Annotated in this window: 11 protein-coding genes, 3 tRNA genes and 1 riboswitch; of the genes, 10 read left to right on the top strand and 4 right to left on the bottom strand. The window is 59.2% G+C overall.

The window, feature by feature from the left end; translation table 11 throughout:
* Window positions 1–116: 116 nt before the first annotated feature.
* Window positions 117–1,481 carry a cystathionine beta-synthase gene (locus AC6CHO_RS02600; RefSeq protein ID WP_498213508.1) on the top strand — a complete coding sequence of 455 codons (1,365 nt, stop codon included), beginning with the start codon at window positions 117–119 and terminating at the stop codon, window positions 1,479–1,481.
* A 25-nt stretch (window positions 1,482–1,506) separates the two neighbouring features.
* Window positions 1,507–2,664, top strand: coding sequence for a cystathionine gamma-synthase (locus AC6CHO_RS02595; RefSeq protein ID WP_498213507.1), 1,158 nt, complete (start codon window positions 1,507–1,509; stop codon window positions 2,662–2,664).
* Between the two features lie 86 nt (window positions 2,665–2,750).
* Here AC6CHO_RS02595 and AC6CHO_RS02590 read toward each other — a convergent pair whose 3' ends face one another.
* Window positions 2,751–3,167, bottom strand: a complete 417-nt coding sequence (locus AC6CHO_RS02590) for a hypothetical protein (protein WP_146275769.1) — start codon at window positions 3,165–3,167, stop codon at window positions 2,751–2,753.
* Between the two features lie 307 nt (window positions 3,168–3,474).
* Between AC6CHO_RS02590 and AC6CHO_RS02585 the strand changes: the two genes are divergently transcribed.
* Complete coding sequence (locus tag AC6CHO_RS02585) at window positions 3,475–5,397, top strand: DEAD/DEAH box helicase (protein WP_498213505.1); 1,923 nt, start codon at window positions 3,475–3,477, stop codon at window positions 5,395–5,397.
* Between the two features lie 115 nt (window positions 5,398–5,512).
* Here AC6CHO_RS02585 and thiC read toward each other — a convergent pair whose 3' ends face one another.
* Window positions 5,513–7,255 (bottom strand): phosphomethylpyrimidine synthase ThiC, encoded by a 1,743-nt coding sequence (gene thiC, locus AC6CHO_RS02580; protein WP_498213504.1) that lies wholly within the window; start codon window positions 7,253–7,255, stop codon window positions 5,513–5,515.
* A riboswitch (TPP riboswitch) is annotated at window positions 7,251–7,360 on the bottom strand. (Overlaps the previous gene by 5 nt.)
* A 175-nt stretch (window positions 7,361–7,535) precedes the next feature.
* A tRNA-Thr gene (locus AC6CHO_RS02575) sits at window positions 7,536–7,607 on the bottom strand.
* A gap of 522 nt (window positions 7,608–8,129) precedes the next feature.
* Between AC6CHO_RS02575 and AC6CHO_RS02570 the strand changes: the two genes are divergently transcribed.
* Window positions 8,130–8,201: transfer RNA gene (locus AC6CHO_RS02570), tRNA-Thr, on the top strand.
* Between the two features lie 47 nt (window positions 8,202–8,248).
* Window positions 8,249–8,322: transfer RNA gene (locus AC6CHO_RS02565), tRNA-Met, on the top strand.
* Between the two features lie 124 nt (window positions 8,323–8,446).
* Here AC6CHO_RS02565 and AC6CHO_RS02560 read toward each other — a convergent pair.
* Window positions 8,447–9,178 carry a GTP pyrophosphokinase gene (locus AC6CHO_RS02560; RefSeq protein WP_084793245.1) on the bottom strand — a complete coding sequence of 244 codons (732 nt, stop codon included), beginning with the start codon at window positions 9,176–9,178 and terminating at the stop codon, window positions 8,447–8,449.
* 230 nt (window positions 9,179–9,408) lie between these two features.
* Here AC6CHO_RS02560 and AC6CHO_RS02555 point away from each other — a divergent pair, with 230 nt between their 5' ends.
* From AC6CHO_RS02555 to AC6CHO_RS02535, 5 genes are all read left to right on the top strand, one after another.
* Entirely contained in the window at window positions 9,409–10,182 is a 774-nt protein-coding gene (locus tag AC6CHO_RS02555) for a helix-turn-helix domain-containing protein (protein ID WP_498213503.1), read from the top strand.
* 194 nt (window positions 10,183–10,376) lie between these two features.
* A complete protein-coding gene (locus AC6CHO_RS02550; RefSeq protein ID WP_498213502.1) occupies window positions 10,377–11,426 on the top strand; it encodes an iron-siderophore ABC transporter substrate-binding protein in 1,050 nt (349 codons plus the stop codon).
* 57 nt (window positions 11,427–11,483) lie between these two features.
* Window positions 11,484–12,527, top strand: a complete 1,044-nt coding sequence (locus tag AC6CHO_RS02545; RefSeq protein WP_498213501.1) for a FecCD family ABC transporter permease — start codon at window positions 11,484–11,486, stop codon at window positions 12,525–12,527.
* Window positions 12,524–13,624 carry a FecCD family ABC transporter permease gene (locus tag AC6CHO_RS02540; protein WP_498213500.1) on the top strand — a complete coding sequence of 367 codons (1,101 nt, stop codon included), beginning with the start codon at window positions 12,524–12,526 and terminating at the stop codon, window positions 13,622–13,624. The genes AC6CHO_RS02545 and AC6CHO_RS02540 overlap by 4 nt, the downstream gene beginning before the upstream one ends.
* The gene (locus tag AC6CHO_RS02535; protein ID WP_498213499.1) at window positions 13,624–14,436 is read left to right on the top strand and encodes an ABC transporter ATP-binding protein; all 813 of its coding nucleotides are present in this window, start codon (window positions 13,624–13,626) and stop codon (window positions 14,434–14,436) included. The genes AC6CHO_RS02540 and AC6CHO_RS02535 overlap by 1 nt, the downstream gene beginning before the upstream one ends.
* The last annotated feature ends 1 nt before the right edge of the window (window position 14,437 follow it).

The following is a 14,437-nucleotide window of genomic DNA, read 5'->3' as shown; positions in this document are numbered from 1 at the left end:
CCAGACAGGAAAACAACCCTGGGCTGATAACACTGATGAAAAGACCGCGTCCACTGCATGACGTTTCGCTACGTTTCGGAACGACATGTATGACGGGCGCCGGTAAAGTTCTTGACATGAAGTATGCGTCCACAGTTTTAGATCTGATCGGCAATACCCCGCTGGTGAAGCTCAACCGCGTTGCCGATGGCGTCAAAGCCACGGTATTGGTCAAACTTGAATACTTGAACCCAGGCGGTTCCATCAAAGACCGCATCGCGTTGAAGATGGTTGAACGCGCTGAAGAGCGCGGCCAGCTCAAGCCAGGCGGAACCATTGTGGAACCAACCAGTGGCAACACCGGCGTTGGCTTGGCCATGGTGGGCCAGCTCAAGGGCTACAAGACAATCTTTGTCACCCCGGACAAAGTTGGCGAAGAAAAGCGCGACGTGCTGCGCGCCTACGGAGCCCAAGTTGTGGTCACCCCAACCGCCGTCGCACCAGATTCACCAGAGTCCTACTACGGTGTCTCTGACCGGCTGGTGACCGAAATCGAGGGCGCATACAAGCCAGACCAGTTCTCCAACCCCGGTGCTCCAGACAGCCACTTTGAAACCACTGGTCCAGAAATTTGGAATGACACCGATGGAAAAGTCACCCACGCGGTGATCAGCGCCGGAACCGGCGGCACCATTACCGGCACCGGGCGCTACCTGAAGCAGATTTCGGCCGACCGCGCTTCAGGCCCAGTCAAGATCATCGCAGCCGACCCGGACGGCTCGGTCTATTCAGGCGGAACCGGACGCCCCTACTTTGTCGAGGGCGTTGGCGAAGACATGTGGCCGGGGAACTACGACCCATCGGTGCCCGACGAAGTCGAGGCAGTCACCGATGCTGAAGCTTTCGAGATGACTCGTCGATTGGCGAAAGAAGAAGGGCTGCTGCTTGGCGGGTCTTCGGGAATGGCAGTCGTCGCCGCCCTGCGCGCAGCCCGCAATCTGGGCGAAGATGATGTTGTCGTCGTGATAGCACCGGATGGTGGACGCGGCTACCTCGCCAAGATCTTCAACGACAGCTGGATGCTGCAGCAGGGCTTCACCACCGATGACTACTCCGCCTTGGACTTCATCGGCTCGGCACTATCCAAGCAGGGCCCAGAGACTATTAGCGAAGATGCCACGCTGCTTGAAGCTGCCATGGCCTTGCGCGAACAGGGTGCCGACGCGCTGGTCGTCTCGGCCGCTGCCTTGCCTGCCCGTATCGGCGAGGTGCGCGGAGTCATTGGTGCTGGCACCCTGACCGAAGCATTGCTCTCGGGGGCCGAGGGCACGAGCACCATCAAGGAACTGGGCAGCCTGCCCATGCCGCTGATCGGTGTGGCCGACACCCTCGACAATGCCCAGGAACTGCTCCAGGCCCACCCGGCCGTACTGGTGACCAAGGCCGGCGAAGTTATTGCCGCCGCCACCGCAGCGGACCTGCTGGCCTACTCGACCCGCTAAAGAATTCACTAAAGGACTGATATCGATGACCGAAAACATTCAGGGCTCCAACACTCGCTTCGTCCACGCCGGACAGGAATTCGAGCCGCGCACCGGTGCCGTCGTACCACCACTGCATTTCTCTTCGACCTACGCACAGGACGGCATTGGCAACCTGCGCAGCGGCTACGAATACGGCCGTGGCGGCAACCCGACCCGTGACGCCTTGCAGACACAGCTGGCTGGCGCCGAGTTTGGCACGCATGCCTTCTCCTTCAGCTCGGGACTAGCGGCGGAAGACTCGCTGATCCGTGCCATCTTGCGCCCGGGTGACCACATTGTTCTTGGCAATGACGCCTACGGCGGAACCTTCCGGCTCATCGACCGCGTGCTCGGTGACTGGGGCATCGGCAATACGCCGGTGAATATGGCCGATGAAGCGGCTTTGGCTGCAGCCATTGAAAAGAACAAGGCCAAGCTGGTGTGGGTAGAGACCCCATCGAACCCGATGATGACCATCACCGACATCGCCAAGGTCGCCGAAGTGGCCCATGCTGCCGGTGCCTTGCTGGTCGTTGACAATACCTTCGCCAGCCCCTTCCTGCAGCAGCCGCTGACATTGGGCGCGGACATCGTGGTGCATTCAACCACCAAGTACATCGGCGGGCACTCCGATGTTGTCGGCGGTGCAGTTATCGTCAAGGACGCCGCGCTGGCAGAAAAGATTGGATTCATCCAGTTCGCCGTCGGCGCCGTCTCCGGACCCATGGATGCCTTCCTGACCACGCGCGGCCTGAAGACCCTAGGTGTGCGCATGCGCGCCCACTCGGAGAACGCCGCACAGGTTGCCCAGTGGCTGCGCGAGCGCAGCGAAGTTGAGCGCGTCCTGTACCCGGGCTTCGAGGACCACCCGGGCCACGAGATTGCCAAGAAGCAGATGAGCGGCTTTGGCGGCATGGTGTCGGTTCAGTTCAAGGGCGGCGAAGCAGCGGCCCGCAAGATTGCCGAAAGCACCAGGTTGTTCACCCTGGCTGAGTCCTTGGGCGGCATCGAGTCGCTGATGAACTACCCATCGGAAATGACGCACGCTTCGGTCAAGGGCACCGAGCTGGCAGTACCAGTGAACCTGCTGCGCCTGTCGGTGGGCATCGAGGATCCAGCGGATCTCATCGAAGACCTGGATAAGGCCTTCACCAACCTCTAGGCAGCACAAATCAAGGACGCGGGGAACAGTTCGGTTCAGAACTGATCCCCGCGTACTTGTTCGTTTCCGCGGTGAGGTGGCTGGCGCTACCGGCGGGTTTTTGCCGGCTTGGGCGAGACAATCTTGAAGTAGCGATTGCTGCTGGGTGTCCACATCAAGGCCACGCTGAACATGATGATGGCAGCGAGCAGGGAATAGCGTCCGAAACGCAGAAGCAGCGGCAGGGCCGTGATCACGCCGAGCCAGGTCAAATTGGCGCGGGCAGAGCGCTCGCCGATGAATAGCCGGTATCCGAGCACTGCGCAGGCACAGCCTGCCACGGCAAAAAACAAAGCCAAGGCAACGGCGCCAAAGTTCAGCGATGCCGTGTCGCTGTGCTCATAAATCAGGAAGCCTCCAAAGCCAAGGAACAGCACTCCGGCAAGGAACCAGAGCACCTGGGCGATGAGCAGGCCACCGGGGACGGGCTCGTCCGGGCGTCGCGCCAATAGAGGATTTTTCACACCTATAACACTACGTGCTTTGTCGCGGTGCCCGATCTCACACGGGCTGAGCACTGACAATTACAGGGGTTACACGTTAGTGTTAAGTGTTCGCGAACATCAGGGTATCCCTCTCGCATCCAGCCCAATTTTTGAGGCCGGAGCCTTCTCGTGTTGTATTTTCCGCAAAGTGTGTGCGGGTCTTTATGTCATAGGGGAGCGCTTGGTGAGCGTGACTTGTATCTGACTGTGCAGCCTATACGTCGTTTCTTTGGGGACGGCCAAGGCCCATCCCCAACGAATGAGGTAATTCTTCGTGTCTTCTGACATGCCCGTAAACACTGACGACAACCAGACCCCAGAAGAGCCAACCGTGCTCTTCTCCGAACTTGGTCTGGATGCCCGCGTGCTTGCCTCGCTTGCCGACCTTGGCTACGAAAAGCCATCGCCAATTCAGGCAGCAACCATTCCACTGCTTCTCGAAGGCCGCGACGTTGTCGGTCTGGCTCAGACCGGTACCGGTAAGACCGCTGCTTTCGCACTTCCTGCCCTGTCCCGCATGGCAGAACTGGCTGACACCAATGGTCCAGCCAAGACCCCGCAGATCCTGGTTCTGGCTCCAACGCGCGAGCTGGCCCTCCAGGTCGCCGAAGCCTTCACTTCCTACGCCAAGTACCTGCCGAACTTCACCGTTCTGCCAGTGTACGGTGGCTCGCCATACGGCCCGCAGCTCAACGGCCTGCGCCGTGGAGCACAGGTAGTCGTCGGTACCCCGGGTCGCGTTATCGACCACATCAACAAGGGTTCCCTGGACCTGTCGAACCTGCAGTACGTGGTACTCGATGAGGCCGACGAAATGCTGCGCATGGGCTTCGCCGAAGAGGTCGACAAGATCTTGGAAGCCACCCCTGAGGACAAGCAGGTTGCCCTGTTCTCGGCAACCATGCCACGCACCATCCGCCGCATCGCTTCGGAATACCTGCGCAACCCGCAGGAAGTTGCCGTGAAGTCCAAGCAGTCCACCGGCACCAACATCACCCAGCGTTACCTGCAGGTCATGGGTGCCCACAAGCTGGACGCGATGACCCGCATCCTCGAATCCGAGGAATTCGAGGGTGTCATCACCTTCGTTCGCACCAAGATGGCTACCGAGGACTTGGCTGACAAGCTGAAGGCCCGCGGCTTCACCGCTGCAGCCATCAACGGCGACATCCCTCAGCAGCAGCGTGAGCGCACCGTTGAGAACCTGCGCTCGGGCAAGATCGACATCCTGGTTGCTACCGACGTTGCAGCTCGTGGTTTGGACGTGGAGCGCATCTCCCACGTCATCAACTTCGACATCCCGCATGACACCGAGTCCTACGTGCACCGCATTGGCCGTACCGGCCGTGCCGGCCGCTCGGGTGACGCGATCCTGTTCATGACCCCGCGCGAGAAGTACTTGCTGCGTGCCATCGAAAAGGCTACCCGCCAGCCGGTGACCCAGATGCAGTTGCCTTCCCTGGACTCGGTCAACGACCGCCGCATCCAGAAGTTCACCGATCGCATCGACAAGACCATCAGCGGCCAGGATCTGACCACCTTCCGCGAAATCGTCGAGAAGTTCGCTGCTGATCACGAAGATCTCGATCAGCTGGAAATCGCTGCCGCTTTGGCCTTGATGGCCCAGGGTGGACGCCCGCTGTTGATGACCGAACCAGTGATTCCTGCTTCGAAGAAGGCCCGCATGGATCGCGATCGCCCAGAGCGTGGCGACCGCGGTGACCGTGGCGATCGCGGAGACCGCGGCCCACGTGCGCGCAAGACCGCTGCCGAAGGCAACGCCATGTACCGTTTGGCCATCGGCCGCCGCAACCGCGTGCAGCCAGGCTCGATCGTTGGCGCTTTGGCTAACGAAGGCGGCTTCAACTCCTCCGAAATCGGTGGCATTGAGATCCGTTCGGACCACACCTTGGTTGAGTTGCCAGCAGAGCTGAGTAAGGACCAGTGGCGTGCACTGTCCAAGACCCGCATCGGCGGCGAGCTGATCAGCATGGAGCTGGATTCCGGCCGCAAGCCACGTGGCGATGACGAAGGCGACCGCGGTGGATTCCGTGGTGGACGCGGCGGTGGCGACCGTGGTGGATTCCGCGGTGGACGCGGTGGCGGCTTCAACGACCGTCGTGGTGGCGGCGAAAAGCGCTTCGGTGGCCGTGGTGGCAAGGATCGCTTCAGCGATTCGGGTCGCAGCGGTGGACGTCGCGACTACTAAGCCAGCGCCCGCTGCAGCTTATTAGCTAGCACAGCATAATGCCCCTGGATCAAGCCAAAAGGCTTGATCCAGGGGCATTATCGTTTCCACAACAATAGGGGCCGCAGCCCCAGCTCTACGGGGCGGTACTGCCTACCGGAATATCATCGCCGAGATAGACTTTTCCGCCGCTTTCTACGAACTCCCGGCTCTTCTGCGCCATGCCCGCCAACGCAGCTTGCGCTTCCGCTGAGCCGTACTCGTTGCGAATGTCCTGGGAGATGCGCATGGAACAGAACTTCGGGCCGCACATCGAGCAGAAGTGGGCCGTCTTGGCAGGTTCCGCAGGCAACGTCTCATCATGGAATTCCTGCGCCGTGACAGGGTCCAGGCTCAGGGAGAACTGGTCGTTCCAGCGGAACTCGAAGCGAGCCTTGCTCAGCGCGTCGTCGCGGGCGGTGGCCCCAGGATGCCCCTTGGCCAGATCTGCGGCATGTGCTGCAATCTTGTAGGTAATCACACCGGTTTTCACATCATCGCGATTAGGCAATCCCAGATGTTCCTTGGGCGTGACATAGCAAAGCATGGCGGTGCCATAACGGGCGATTTCGGTGGCGCCAATGGCGCTGGTGACGTGATCGTAGCCGGGTGCGACATCGGTGACCAACGGGCCTAGCGTATAGAAGGGCGCGCCGTCGCACAGTTCCTGCTGGCGTTCCACGTTCTCGCGGACCATGTGGAAAGGGATGTGCCCCGGTCCTTCCACCATCACCTGAACATCGTACTTCCACGCGCGCTTGGTCAATTCGGCAAGGGTATCAAGTTCAGCGAATTGGGCCGCATCATTGGCGTCGGCAATGGATCCCGGACGCAGCCCGTCGCCCAATGAGAAGGCCACGTCGTACTGCGCAAAGATTTCACACAGCTCGTCAAAGTGCGTGTAGAGGAAATTCTCCTGGTGATGAGCCAGGCACCATCCGGCCATGATGGATCCGCCGCGCGAAACGATTCCGGTGACGCGGTTGGCTGTCAGCGGGACATAGCGCAAGAGCACGCCGGCATGGATGGTCATGTAGTCCACGCCCTGCTCGCATTGCTCAATGACGGTGTCCCGGAAAATCTCCCAGGTCAGGGCGTTCGCTTCGCCATTGACCTTTTCCAGTGCCTGGTAGATCGGCACGGTGCCGATGGGGACCGGCGAATTTCGAATGATCCATTCGCGGGTGGTGTGGATGTCATCGCCGGTCGAAAGGTCCATGACAGTGTCTGCGCCCCATTTGGTGGCCCACTGCAATTTGGAGACTTCTTCAGCGATGGAGCTGGTCACTGCTGAATTGCCGATATTCGCATTGATCTTTACGAGAAACGCTTTGCCGATGATCATCGGTTCGGATTCAGGGTGGTTGATATTCGAGGGAATGATCGCTCGTCCGGCGGCAAGCTCGCTGCGCACCAGCTCTACATCGCATTCTTCGCGCAATGCTACATAGCGCATTTCCGGGGTGATGACTCCAGCACGAGCGTAGTGCATTTGAGTCACTGCTGCCCCGTCTACGGCCTTGAGCGGCTGAGCGGAACGTCCAGCCCACTCATCGCTGGCAGTACCGCGGCGGACCGCTGAACGCCCATCGTCATGCAGGTTCCGCTCGCGTCCCGCATATCGCTGCACGTCTCCACGCTCAAGTATCCAAGATTCCCGAAACGGTTTCAGTCCCTGCGTTGGTTCGCTTCCCGGCCCGCTGGTGCGATACACAACCACCGGCTCGTTGGGCTGGCCATTGGGGGAGTCCGCAAGCTGGATCTGCGTAACCGGAACTGAAATCCCATCGGCTTCGCGGAACGCGAGAGAGTGGGCGGAATGCTGTTCAAATTGTTCCATTGAGAAACTCACTTCCTTCGCCGGCATTACCCGGACAGGTTCAACGGTCGCGGACAGCTGCAGTCCGATCTCAGCCCTTGCCATGGGGCTCCCGTGTGGTCGCAGATGACACTAGCACGAAAATTTCTATCGGAGGCAAACAGTCCACAAGGTGACGATCGGCCAGCGAAATGTTTTTTGCGAAGCGAGGATGAAATTCTGGCCATATTCGGTCCAGAATAAAAGTTCTGGGTAAACGAAAAGAGAGACAATCTGCAATCAGATTGTCTCTCTTATTTCGAGCCCCCTGCCGGAATCGATCCGGCGACCTCGTTCTTACCAAGAACGCGCTCTACCACTGAGCTAAGGGGGCAACGAGTAAATACTCTACACAGGTTTCTGACGTTTGCAAAATCCTGAATGGATTTGTAGCTGAGGTCACAAGCGTACTACTCAAGCCCGGAATGCGGGCGGTGGGTCACTGCCTGCGGAAGTTTTCCAGGCACCAGTATTCGATCAGGGGAAAAGTCTATTGGCGCCACAGGGATCATCGATTTATTCTGGCTCTTCCGACCGCATTAGGGGCGTTCTTGGGGCTTGCCCATTCGCACCCGGAGCCGTTGCAGCATTCCTGCTGTGTTTGAAGGGTGCCGGGCTTGCTTGCCATGCAAATTAGAAGTGAATTAAGGGGGCGGATAATTGCAGGCTGATCACCAAATTCCCCTCAGTGAGCATCGTCACCAAAGCACTTTTGTGCCACTGGTTGTGCCGCGTGAGTGCCTAAATCGCCAATAACCGAATCTGACTAGTGGTTATTCTCCCGACTGGTGTCGAATTAGAGGGTTGAACGCCGATTTTTGTTTGTGCGCGAATCCGTGTAGAGTATTTACTCGTTGCCCCCTTAGCTCAGTGGTAGAGCGCGTTCTTGGTAAGAACGAGGTCGCCGGATCGATTCCGGCAGGGGGCTCTGAGTGAGAAGCTTTCTTGGCTTCTACTGGATTGCTTCTCACTTGTGGCGGCGTAGCTCAGCTGGTTAGAGCGCACGACTCATAATCGTGAGGTCCCGGGATCGAGTCCCGGCGCCGCTACAGATTTTGCCCCGAAATCCTTGGATTTCGGGGCTTTTTCGTTTCTGAAAATATCTGTAACGAGCAAGTCCTCCGAGCGCAACAATCTTTCGCTCGGAGGCCTTGCTCTATTTTTGGGCTATCGCTACTGGGTTGCGCCCTTATCGCGGTGCTCCTTGCCTGTTGAAGCTTCCTTGGCAAGCATGAGCAGTCCTTGTATTACTTCCGCGTCTACTTCTTGCCCGTTAGCGTTTTCGTCGTTGGCGTCGTGGCCATGAACCTCTGTATGCAGTCGCTGCATCTGCATATCAAGCTTGGTGGCTACGGCTGCGGCTTCGGCAAGTTCTGAAGCCAAATAGGCAGGGACTTCGCCTTCGTACTTGTAAAAGATCTTGTGTTCCAGGCTGGCCCAGAAGTCTTGGGCGATAGTGCGGATCTGCAGCTCAACAATGACATTCACCGGTCCGTCCGAGAGGAAGACCGGGATTTCAACGATGGCATGCACGCTCTTGTAACCGCTTGGCTTTGGATTCTTGATGTAATCCTTGATCTGGATGACTCGAATGTCATTTTGCGCGGTCAAGGTATTGAGTACCTTGTAGATGTCCTTCACGAAGCTGCAGGTGATTCGGACACCGGCGATGTCGCTGATGTTCTCCCTGATGGCCGAGAGGGAAGGATGGATATTCCTCTGGCTCACCTTGCGCATGATGCTTTCCGGAGTTTTTACCCGGGAGGTAATGTGCTCAATGGGATTGTACTTGTGCAGGTAGAGGAACTCTTCACGAAGAATCGAGACTTTGGTCAGAACTTCGTCGACGGCAAACTGGTATTCCATCATGAATCGCTGGAACTGTAGCCGGAATGCCTGGGTCATTTCTTGTAGTTCGCCTGAACTCAGGTTTGCCGTAGAAGGCAGCGGGATAACGCCGCCGTTGTCTTCTGGGTTTGGAGTGGAAATCCTAAATCACCTCTGCAGGTTGGGGCGATGTCAACAGACACGAACGCTCTATAGTTTTAGCGTAGGTCATCCATCTAAGAATTGGGCCAGAAGAAGTCGTGAATCTATCGGGTGGACGTGGAGCGTTAGGCAACTGAGGTGCGGTCATGATTGAACAACGGAAGCTTCCGGCCTACGCAGCAGGCGCTATCGATGTTCCGTTCGTTATCGGGTTCTTTCAAGAGCGCGTTGACATCGACACTTGCTGGCCATCGCATTCCCACCCAACGCACGAGCTGCTATGGAATCAGCGTGGCGCTTCCACTGTGAGCGTCGGCCCGCGAATGTGGACCATTACGCCAGTGATGGGTGTCTGGCTGCCAGCCGGCGTCTTGCATGAAGGCCGGGCTTGTGCCGGGAGCGTGTGCAATATGAGCCATTTCGGGATCGACAGTGTTGAGCCAATTGCCCTGGAGCCTGTCCCGGTCGTCATAACACCTCTGTTGAGGCTGCTCTTGGAGCGTCTGGCGGATCCGGGCTTGAATCCAACGTCGCGTGCCATCACGGAAGCTGCAGCGATGGATAATTTGGAACCCGCACCAGGCCATCTGTCCATTCATATGCCACAGGCGGATCTGCTGCAGCCAATAGTCAGTGTCATGGTTGATGAGCCCCAGCCCGCGCTAGGCCTTCAGCAATGGTCTGATCGGTTGGGGGTCAGTGGGCGAACGATCTCCAGGGCGTTTCAAGCTGAAACGGGCAGCGGCTATTCACGGTGGGTCGCCTCGTTGCATGCGCAGCAAGCCATGGAAATGGTGGCTCGAGGCGATGACCTCCAGGATATTGCCCAGCTGCTTGGCTTCAGCTCCCAGAGCTCACTGGGTGCAGCATTTCGCCGGAATACGGGATTTACGCTCTCAACTTTTCGCGATTCAAAATAGCCGTGTCCGTTTTGCGCGAATATTGTCAATTTCGCGTGATTGCGAACATTCCATGCGATCAATACGATAGAGAGGAAAGGCTCACCTAAGTGGATTGCTAAACGAGAATTGCACCTATTGCCGGCAATGATTCTCTGACAAATAAGCACCCTCCCTGTTGGGCACACTCGCTGACACCTCGTGGAGAATCACCCATGCTCGCATCACGCCGCAACTTCTGGAAACCTGCCGCCCTCATCACCGCAGGTGCATTGGCGCTGGCAGGATGTTCATCAGCCGCCACGGGTTCTGATGAACAGGCCACCGCCGCATCCGGAGAAAATCAGGGCTTCCCAAAGAGCATCAAACACGCCCTGGGCACGGCAGAGATCTCCAAGAAGCCCGAACGCATTGCCACCGTGAACTGGTCCAACCAGGAAGTTCCACTCGCACTCGGCGTCGTCCCAGTGGGAATGGCCGCAGCGAATTTTGGTGATGATGACGGCGACGGAATCCTGCCATGGGTCGAGGAAAAGCTCACCGAGCTCGGTGGAGACACCCCGGTGCTTTTCGACGAAACCGATGGCGTGGACTTTGAAGCCGTAGCAAATTCCAACCCGGACCTGATCTTGGCTGGATACTCGGGACTCACCGAGGAAGACTACGACACCCTGAGCCAAATCGCTCCTGTAGTGGCCTACCCTCAAGCAGCATGGTCCACCAGCTGGCGCGAGAATATTGAACTCAGCTCCGAAGCCATGGGCCAAGAAGCCGAAGGCAAGGAACTGATCGCGGGCATTGAACAGGACATTGCTGAAGGTCTCGAAAAGCACCCCAACATCACCGGAAAATCGGTGATGTTCGTGACTCACGTAGACCCAGCGGACCTGTCCACGGTCAACTACTACACCACGCACGACACCCGCACCGCATTCTTTGATGACCTGGGGATGACCACTCCCAAGGCAGTGGCAGAAGCCTCCAGCGGTGAAGTGAAATTCTCCGGTGAAATCTCAGCCGAAAACGTTGACGAGCTCTCGGACGTCGATGTGATTGTCACCTATGGCAACGACACCCTCATTGACACGCTCGAAGCAGATCCGCTGCTGTCGCAGATGCCAGCAGTCAAGAACGAAGCAATCGTGGCCCTTGATGGAAGCGGTCCGCTGGGCACCGCGGCAAACCCTACGCCGCTGGCAATTTCATGGGTGCTCGATGACTACCTTGACCTGCTAGATGAAGCAGCATCCAAAGCAGGCAAGTAACCGCCAATTGGCTTCGACGCACGCACCGAAAGTTGAAGGTCGGGGAATTACCTCACTATGAATGAAGTTGCTACACGTCGCGGCGTGGCCGGCGCACCCGTTCGCCAGCCACGCCGTCGGCGTCTGTTCTGGCTGGTTATGGCCGTACTAATAGTGCTCATACTGGCCGTTGGATCAGTTTCCATCGGCGCCAGGCACGTGGCTCCATCAGACATTTGGGCAGGATTTCTCGGACACAGCGACAACGTGCCGCAAGCGGCCGTCGTCAAACGTGTGCCGCGAACAGTGCTGGCACTGGTCATCGGCGCAGCGCTGGGACTCTCCGGGGCGATCATGCAAGCAGTCACCAGAAATCCCCTGGCTGATCCGAGCATCCTCGGCGTCAACATGGGCGCATCGCTCGCAGTGGTTATGGGCATTACCTGGTTTGGCATCAGCACCGCGCACGGGTATATCTGGGCCGCCATCCTGGGCGCCGCCATGGCCGCGGTATTCGTCTACGTGGTCGGCTCCATGGGACGCGGGGGAGCGACGCCTTTGAAATTGGCACTGGCAGGGGCAGCAACCTCTGCCGCGCTGGCATCATTTGTCACCGCGATCTCGCTGCCGCGCGCAGACCTGGCCGACATCATCCGCTCGTGGCAAATAGGAGGCGTTGGAGGGGCCACCTTCGCCAACATTGCGCCCATGCTGCCCTTCCTGGCCGTGGGGCTGGCTATTGCCATAGGCAGCGCCAATTCGCTGAATTCGCTGGCCCTGGGCGACGAACTGGCCGCCGGCCTCGGCGAGAAGGTCATGGTCGTTCGAGCCGTTTCAGCCTTGGCGGCGGTGATCTTGTGCGGCGCTGCCACCGCCATGGCGGGCCCCATCGGTTTTGTCGGGCTGGTTGTCCCGCACATGTGCCGGCTGCTGGTCGGCATTGACCAGCGCTGGCTCCTGCCTTTTTCGGCCCTGGCCGGAGCCGGGCTGCTGGTGCTCTCGGATATCATCGGGCGGGTTGTCGCCCGGCCCGGAGAACTGGATGTCGGCATCCTGACCGCACTGATAGGTGCCCCGGTATTCATCATCATCGTGCGCCGTTCTAAGGTGCGAGAACTGTGAACAATTCCATTTCGGGCACCGCAACCCAGCCCGGTGTCCAGGCAGCGACCATCGTGCGCCAGGAGCGCGCAGCCCTGATCCAGCGGTTGCGCGGAGCGCGCAACCAGCGCTCAAAGCAGCGGCGAATCATCGTTGCAGTGCTCAGCCTGCTGGTTCTGGCCATGATCGTGCTGAGCCTGTGCCTGGGGCAAACCAACTATTCGCCAGCCCAGGTGTGGCAAGTGATCCAAGGGCATGAGGTGCCCGGCGCCAGCTTCACCGTGGGTACGCTGCGCCTGCCGCGAACCGCCATCGCCCTGATCGCCGGCCTGAGTTTCGGACTAGCCGGGGTCAGCTTCCAGACCCTCTTGCGCAATCCATTGGCCAGCCCCGACGTCATCGGCATCAGCACCGGTGCCTCCGCAGCCGCAGCTTTCGCGATTGTCATCCTGTCGCTGTCAGGGAGCGTGGTCTCGGTCTTCGCCATCGTGGCAGGACTGCTGATCGCGACGCTGATCTATTTGCTCGCCTACAAGGGCGGCGCGGCAGGAACACGGCTGATCCTGGTTGGCATCGGCGTGGCAGCCATGCTGGAATCGCTGATCAGCTGGGTGCTGACCCAAGCTGGGCAATGGGACCTGCAAGAAGCCACCCGCTGGCTGACCGGAAGCTTGAACGGCAGCACCTGGGGCGAAACCATGCCAGCGTTGATCGCGCTCGGCGTGCTCGGCCCCGTGCTGTTGAGCCAAACAAGGCACCTGGACAGCCTGCAGATGGGCGATGACACCGCTGCTGCGCTGGGGATGCGGGTAGAGCGCACTCGAATCCTCGTGATCATGGCGGCCGTCGGCTTGATTTCCTTCGCCACCGCCGCCACCGGCCCCATCGCCTTTGTCGCGTTCTTGTCGGGTCCCATAGCCAGCCGCATCATCGGGGCCCGCGGCTCCAAGCTCATCCCGGCGGCCCTCATCGGCGCGCTGCTGGTGCTTGTTGCAGACTTTGCTGGCCAATACCTGCTGGGCACCAGATTCCCGGTGGGAGTTATCACCGGAGTGCTCGGAGCACCGTATCTGGTCTACCTCATCATTCGAACCAATCGGGCTGGAGGCTCGCTCTAATGCCACCTCGTGAACTGACCGTTGCCGGCCTTCGGGTCGGATACGGCGAACGCACCATCATCGACGGCCTGGAACTTCGCATTCCGCCGGGCGAGATCACCTGCATCGTCGGCCCCAACGCCTGCGGAAAATCCACCCTGTTGCGCTCGATGTCCCGGCTGCTGCATCCCAAGGCAGGCCAGGTGCTGCTCGATGGCAAGGACATCCACCGAATGCAGCCCAAGGCCCTGGCCAAGATCCTAGGGCTGCTGCCGCAAAACCCGATCGCTCCAGAAGGCATCACCGTCGCGGACCTCGTAGGCCGAGGACGGCAACCACATCAGGGCCTGTTTGCCCGCTGGAGCAAAGACGACGACGCCGCGGTGGCCGAGGCCCTGGAAGTCACCAACACCGTGGAATTAGCCGACCGCCCGGTAGATGAACTCTCCGGCGGGCAGCGGCAGCGTGTTTGGATTGCGATGGCGCTTGCCCAGGGCACTGAGACGCTCCTGCTTGATGAACCCACCACCTTTTTGGATGTCAGCCACCAGTTGGATGTGCTGGATCTGCTCACCGACTTGAACCGGCAACGAGGGACTACCGTGGTGATGGTGCTCCATGACCTGAATCTGGCCGCCCGCTACTCGGACCACCTCATTGCCCTGCGCGATGGTTCCATCCGCGCGCAGGGCAAGCCGGAAGACATCCTCACCGCACAGGTGGTCCACGAGGTCTTCGGGCTTCAGTGCCAGGTGATTGCCGACCCGAGCACCCTCAAGCCATTGATCCTGCCGGCAGGAAGGCACCACATGCTGGAGCATGCCGGAGCGTAGC

The sequence above is a fragment of the Glutamicibacter sp. GQ173 genome, assembly GCF_059759215.1.
The sequence above is the reverse complement of the archived record's forward strand: the minus strand, read 5'-3'. Positions and strand labels throughout refer to the sequence as shown.

What these genes read in the sequence shown, in the direction of transcription:
- AC6CHO_RS02600 (WP_498213508.1), top strand. Translation starts at nt 117, where the DNA reads ATGAAGTATGCGTCCACAGTTTTAGATCTGATCGGCAATACCCCGCTG.
- AC6CHO_RS02595 (WP_498213507.1), top strand. Translation starts at nt 1,507, where the DNA reads ATGACCGAAAACATTCAGGGCTCCAACACTCGCTTCGTCCACGCCGGA.
- AC6CHO_RS02585 (WP_498213505.1), top strand. Translation starts at nt 3,475, where the DNA reads ATGCCCGTAAACACTGACGACAACCAGACCCCAGAAGAGCCAACCGTG.
- thiC (WP_498213504.1), bottom strand. Translation starts at nt 7,255, where the DNA reads ATGGAACAATTTGAACAGCATTCCGCCCACTCTCTCGCGTTCCGCGAA.
- AC6CHO_RS02560 (WP_084793245.1), bottom strand. Translation starts at nt 9,178, where the DNA reads ATGACCCAGGCATTCCGGCTACAGTTCCAGCGATTCATGATGGAATAC.
- AC6CHO_RS02555 (WP_498213503.1), top strand. Translation starts at nt 9,409, where the DNA reads ATGATTGAACAACGGAAGCTTCCGGCCTACGCAGCAGGCGCTATCGAT.
- AC6CHO_RS02550 (WP_498213502.1), top strand. Translation starts at nt 10,377, where the DNA reads ATGCTCGCATCACGCCGCAACTTCTGGAAACCTGCCGCCCTCATCACC.
- AC6CHO_RS02545 (WP_498213501.1), top strand. Translation starts at nt 11,484, where the DNA reads ATGAATGAAGTTGCTACACGTCGCGGCGTGGCCGGCGCACCCGTTCGC.
- AC6CHO_RS02535 (WP_498213499.1), top strand. Translation starts at nt 13,624, where the DNA reads ATGCCACCTCGTGAACTGACCGTTGCCGGCCTTCGGGTCGGATACGGC.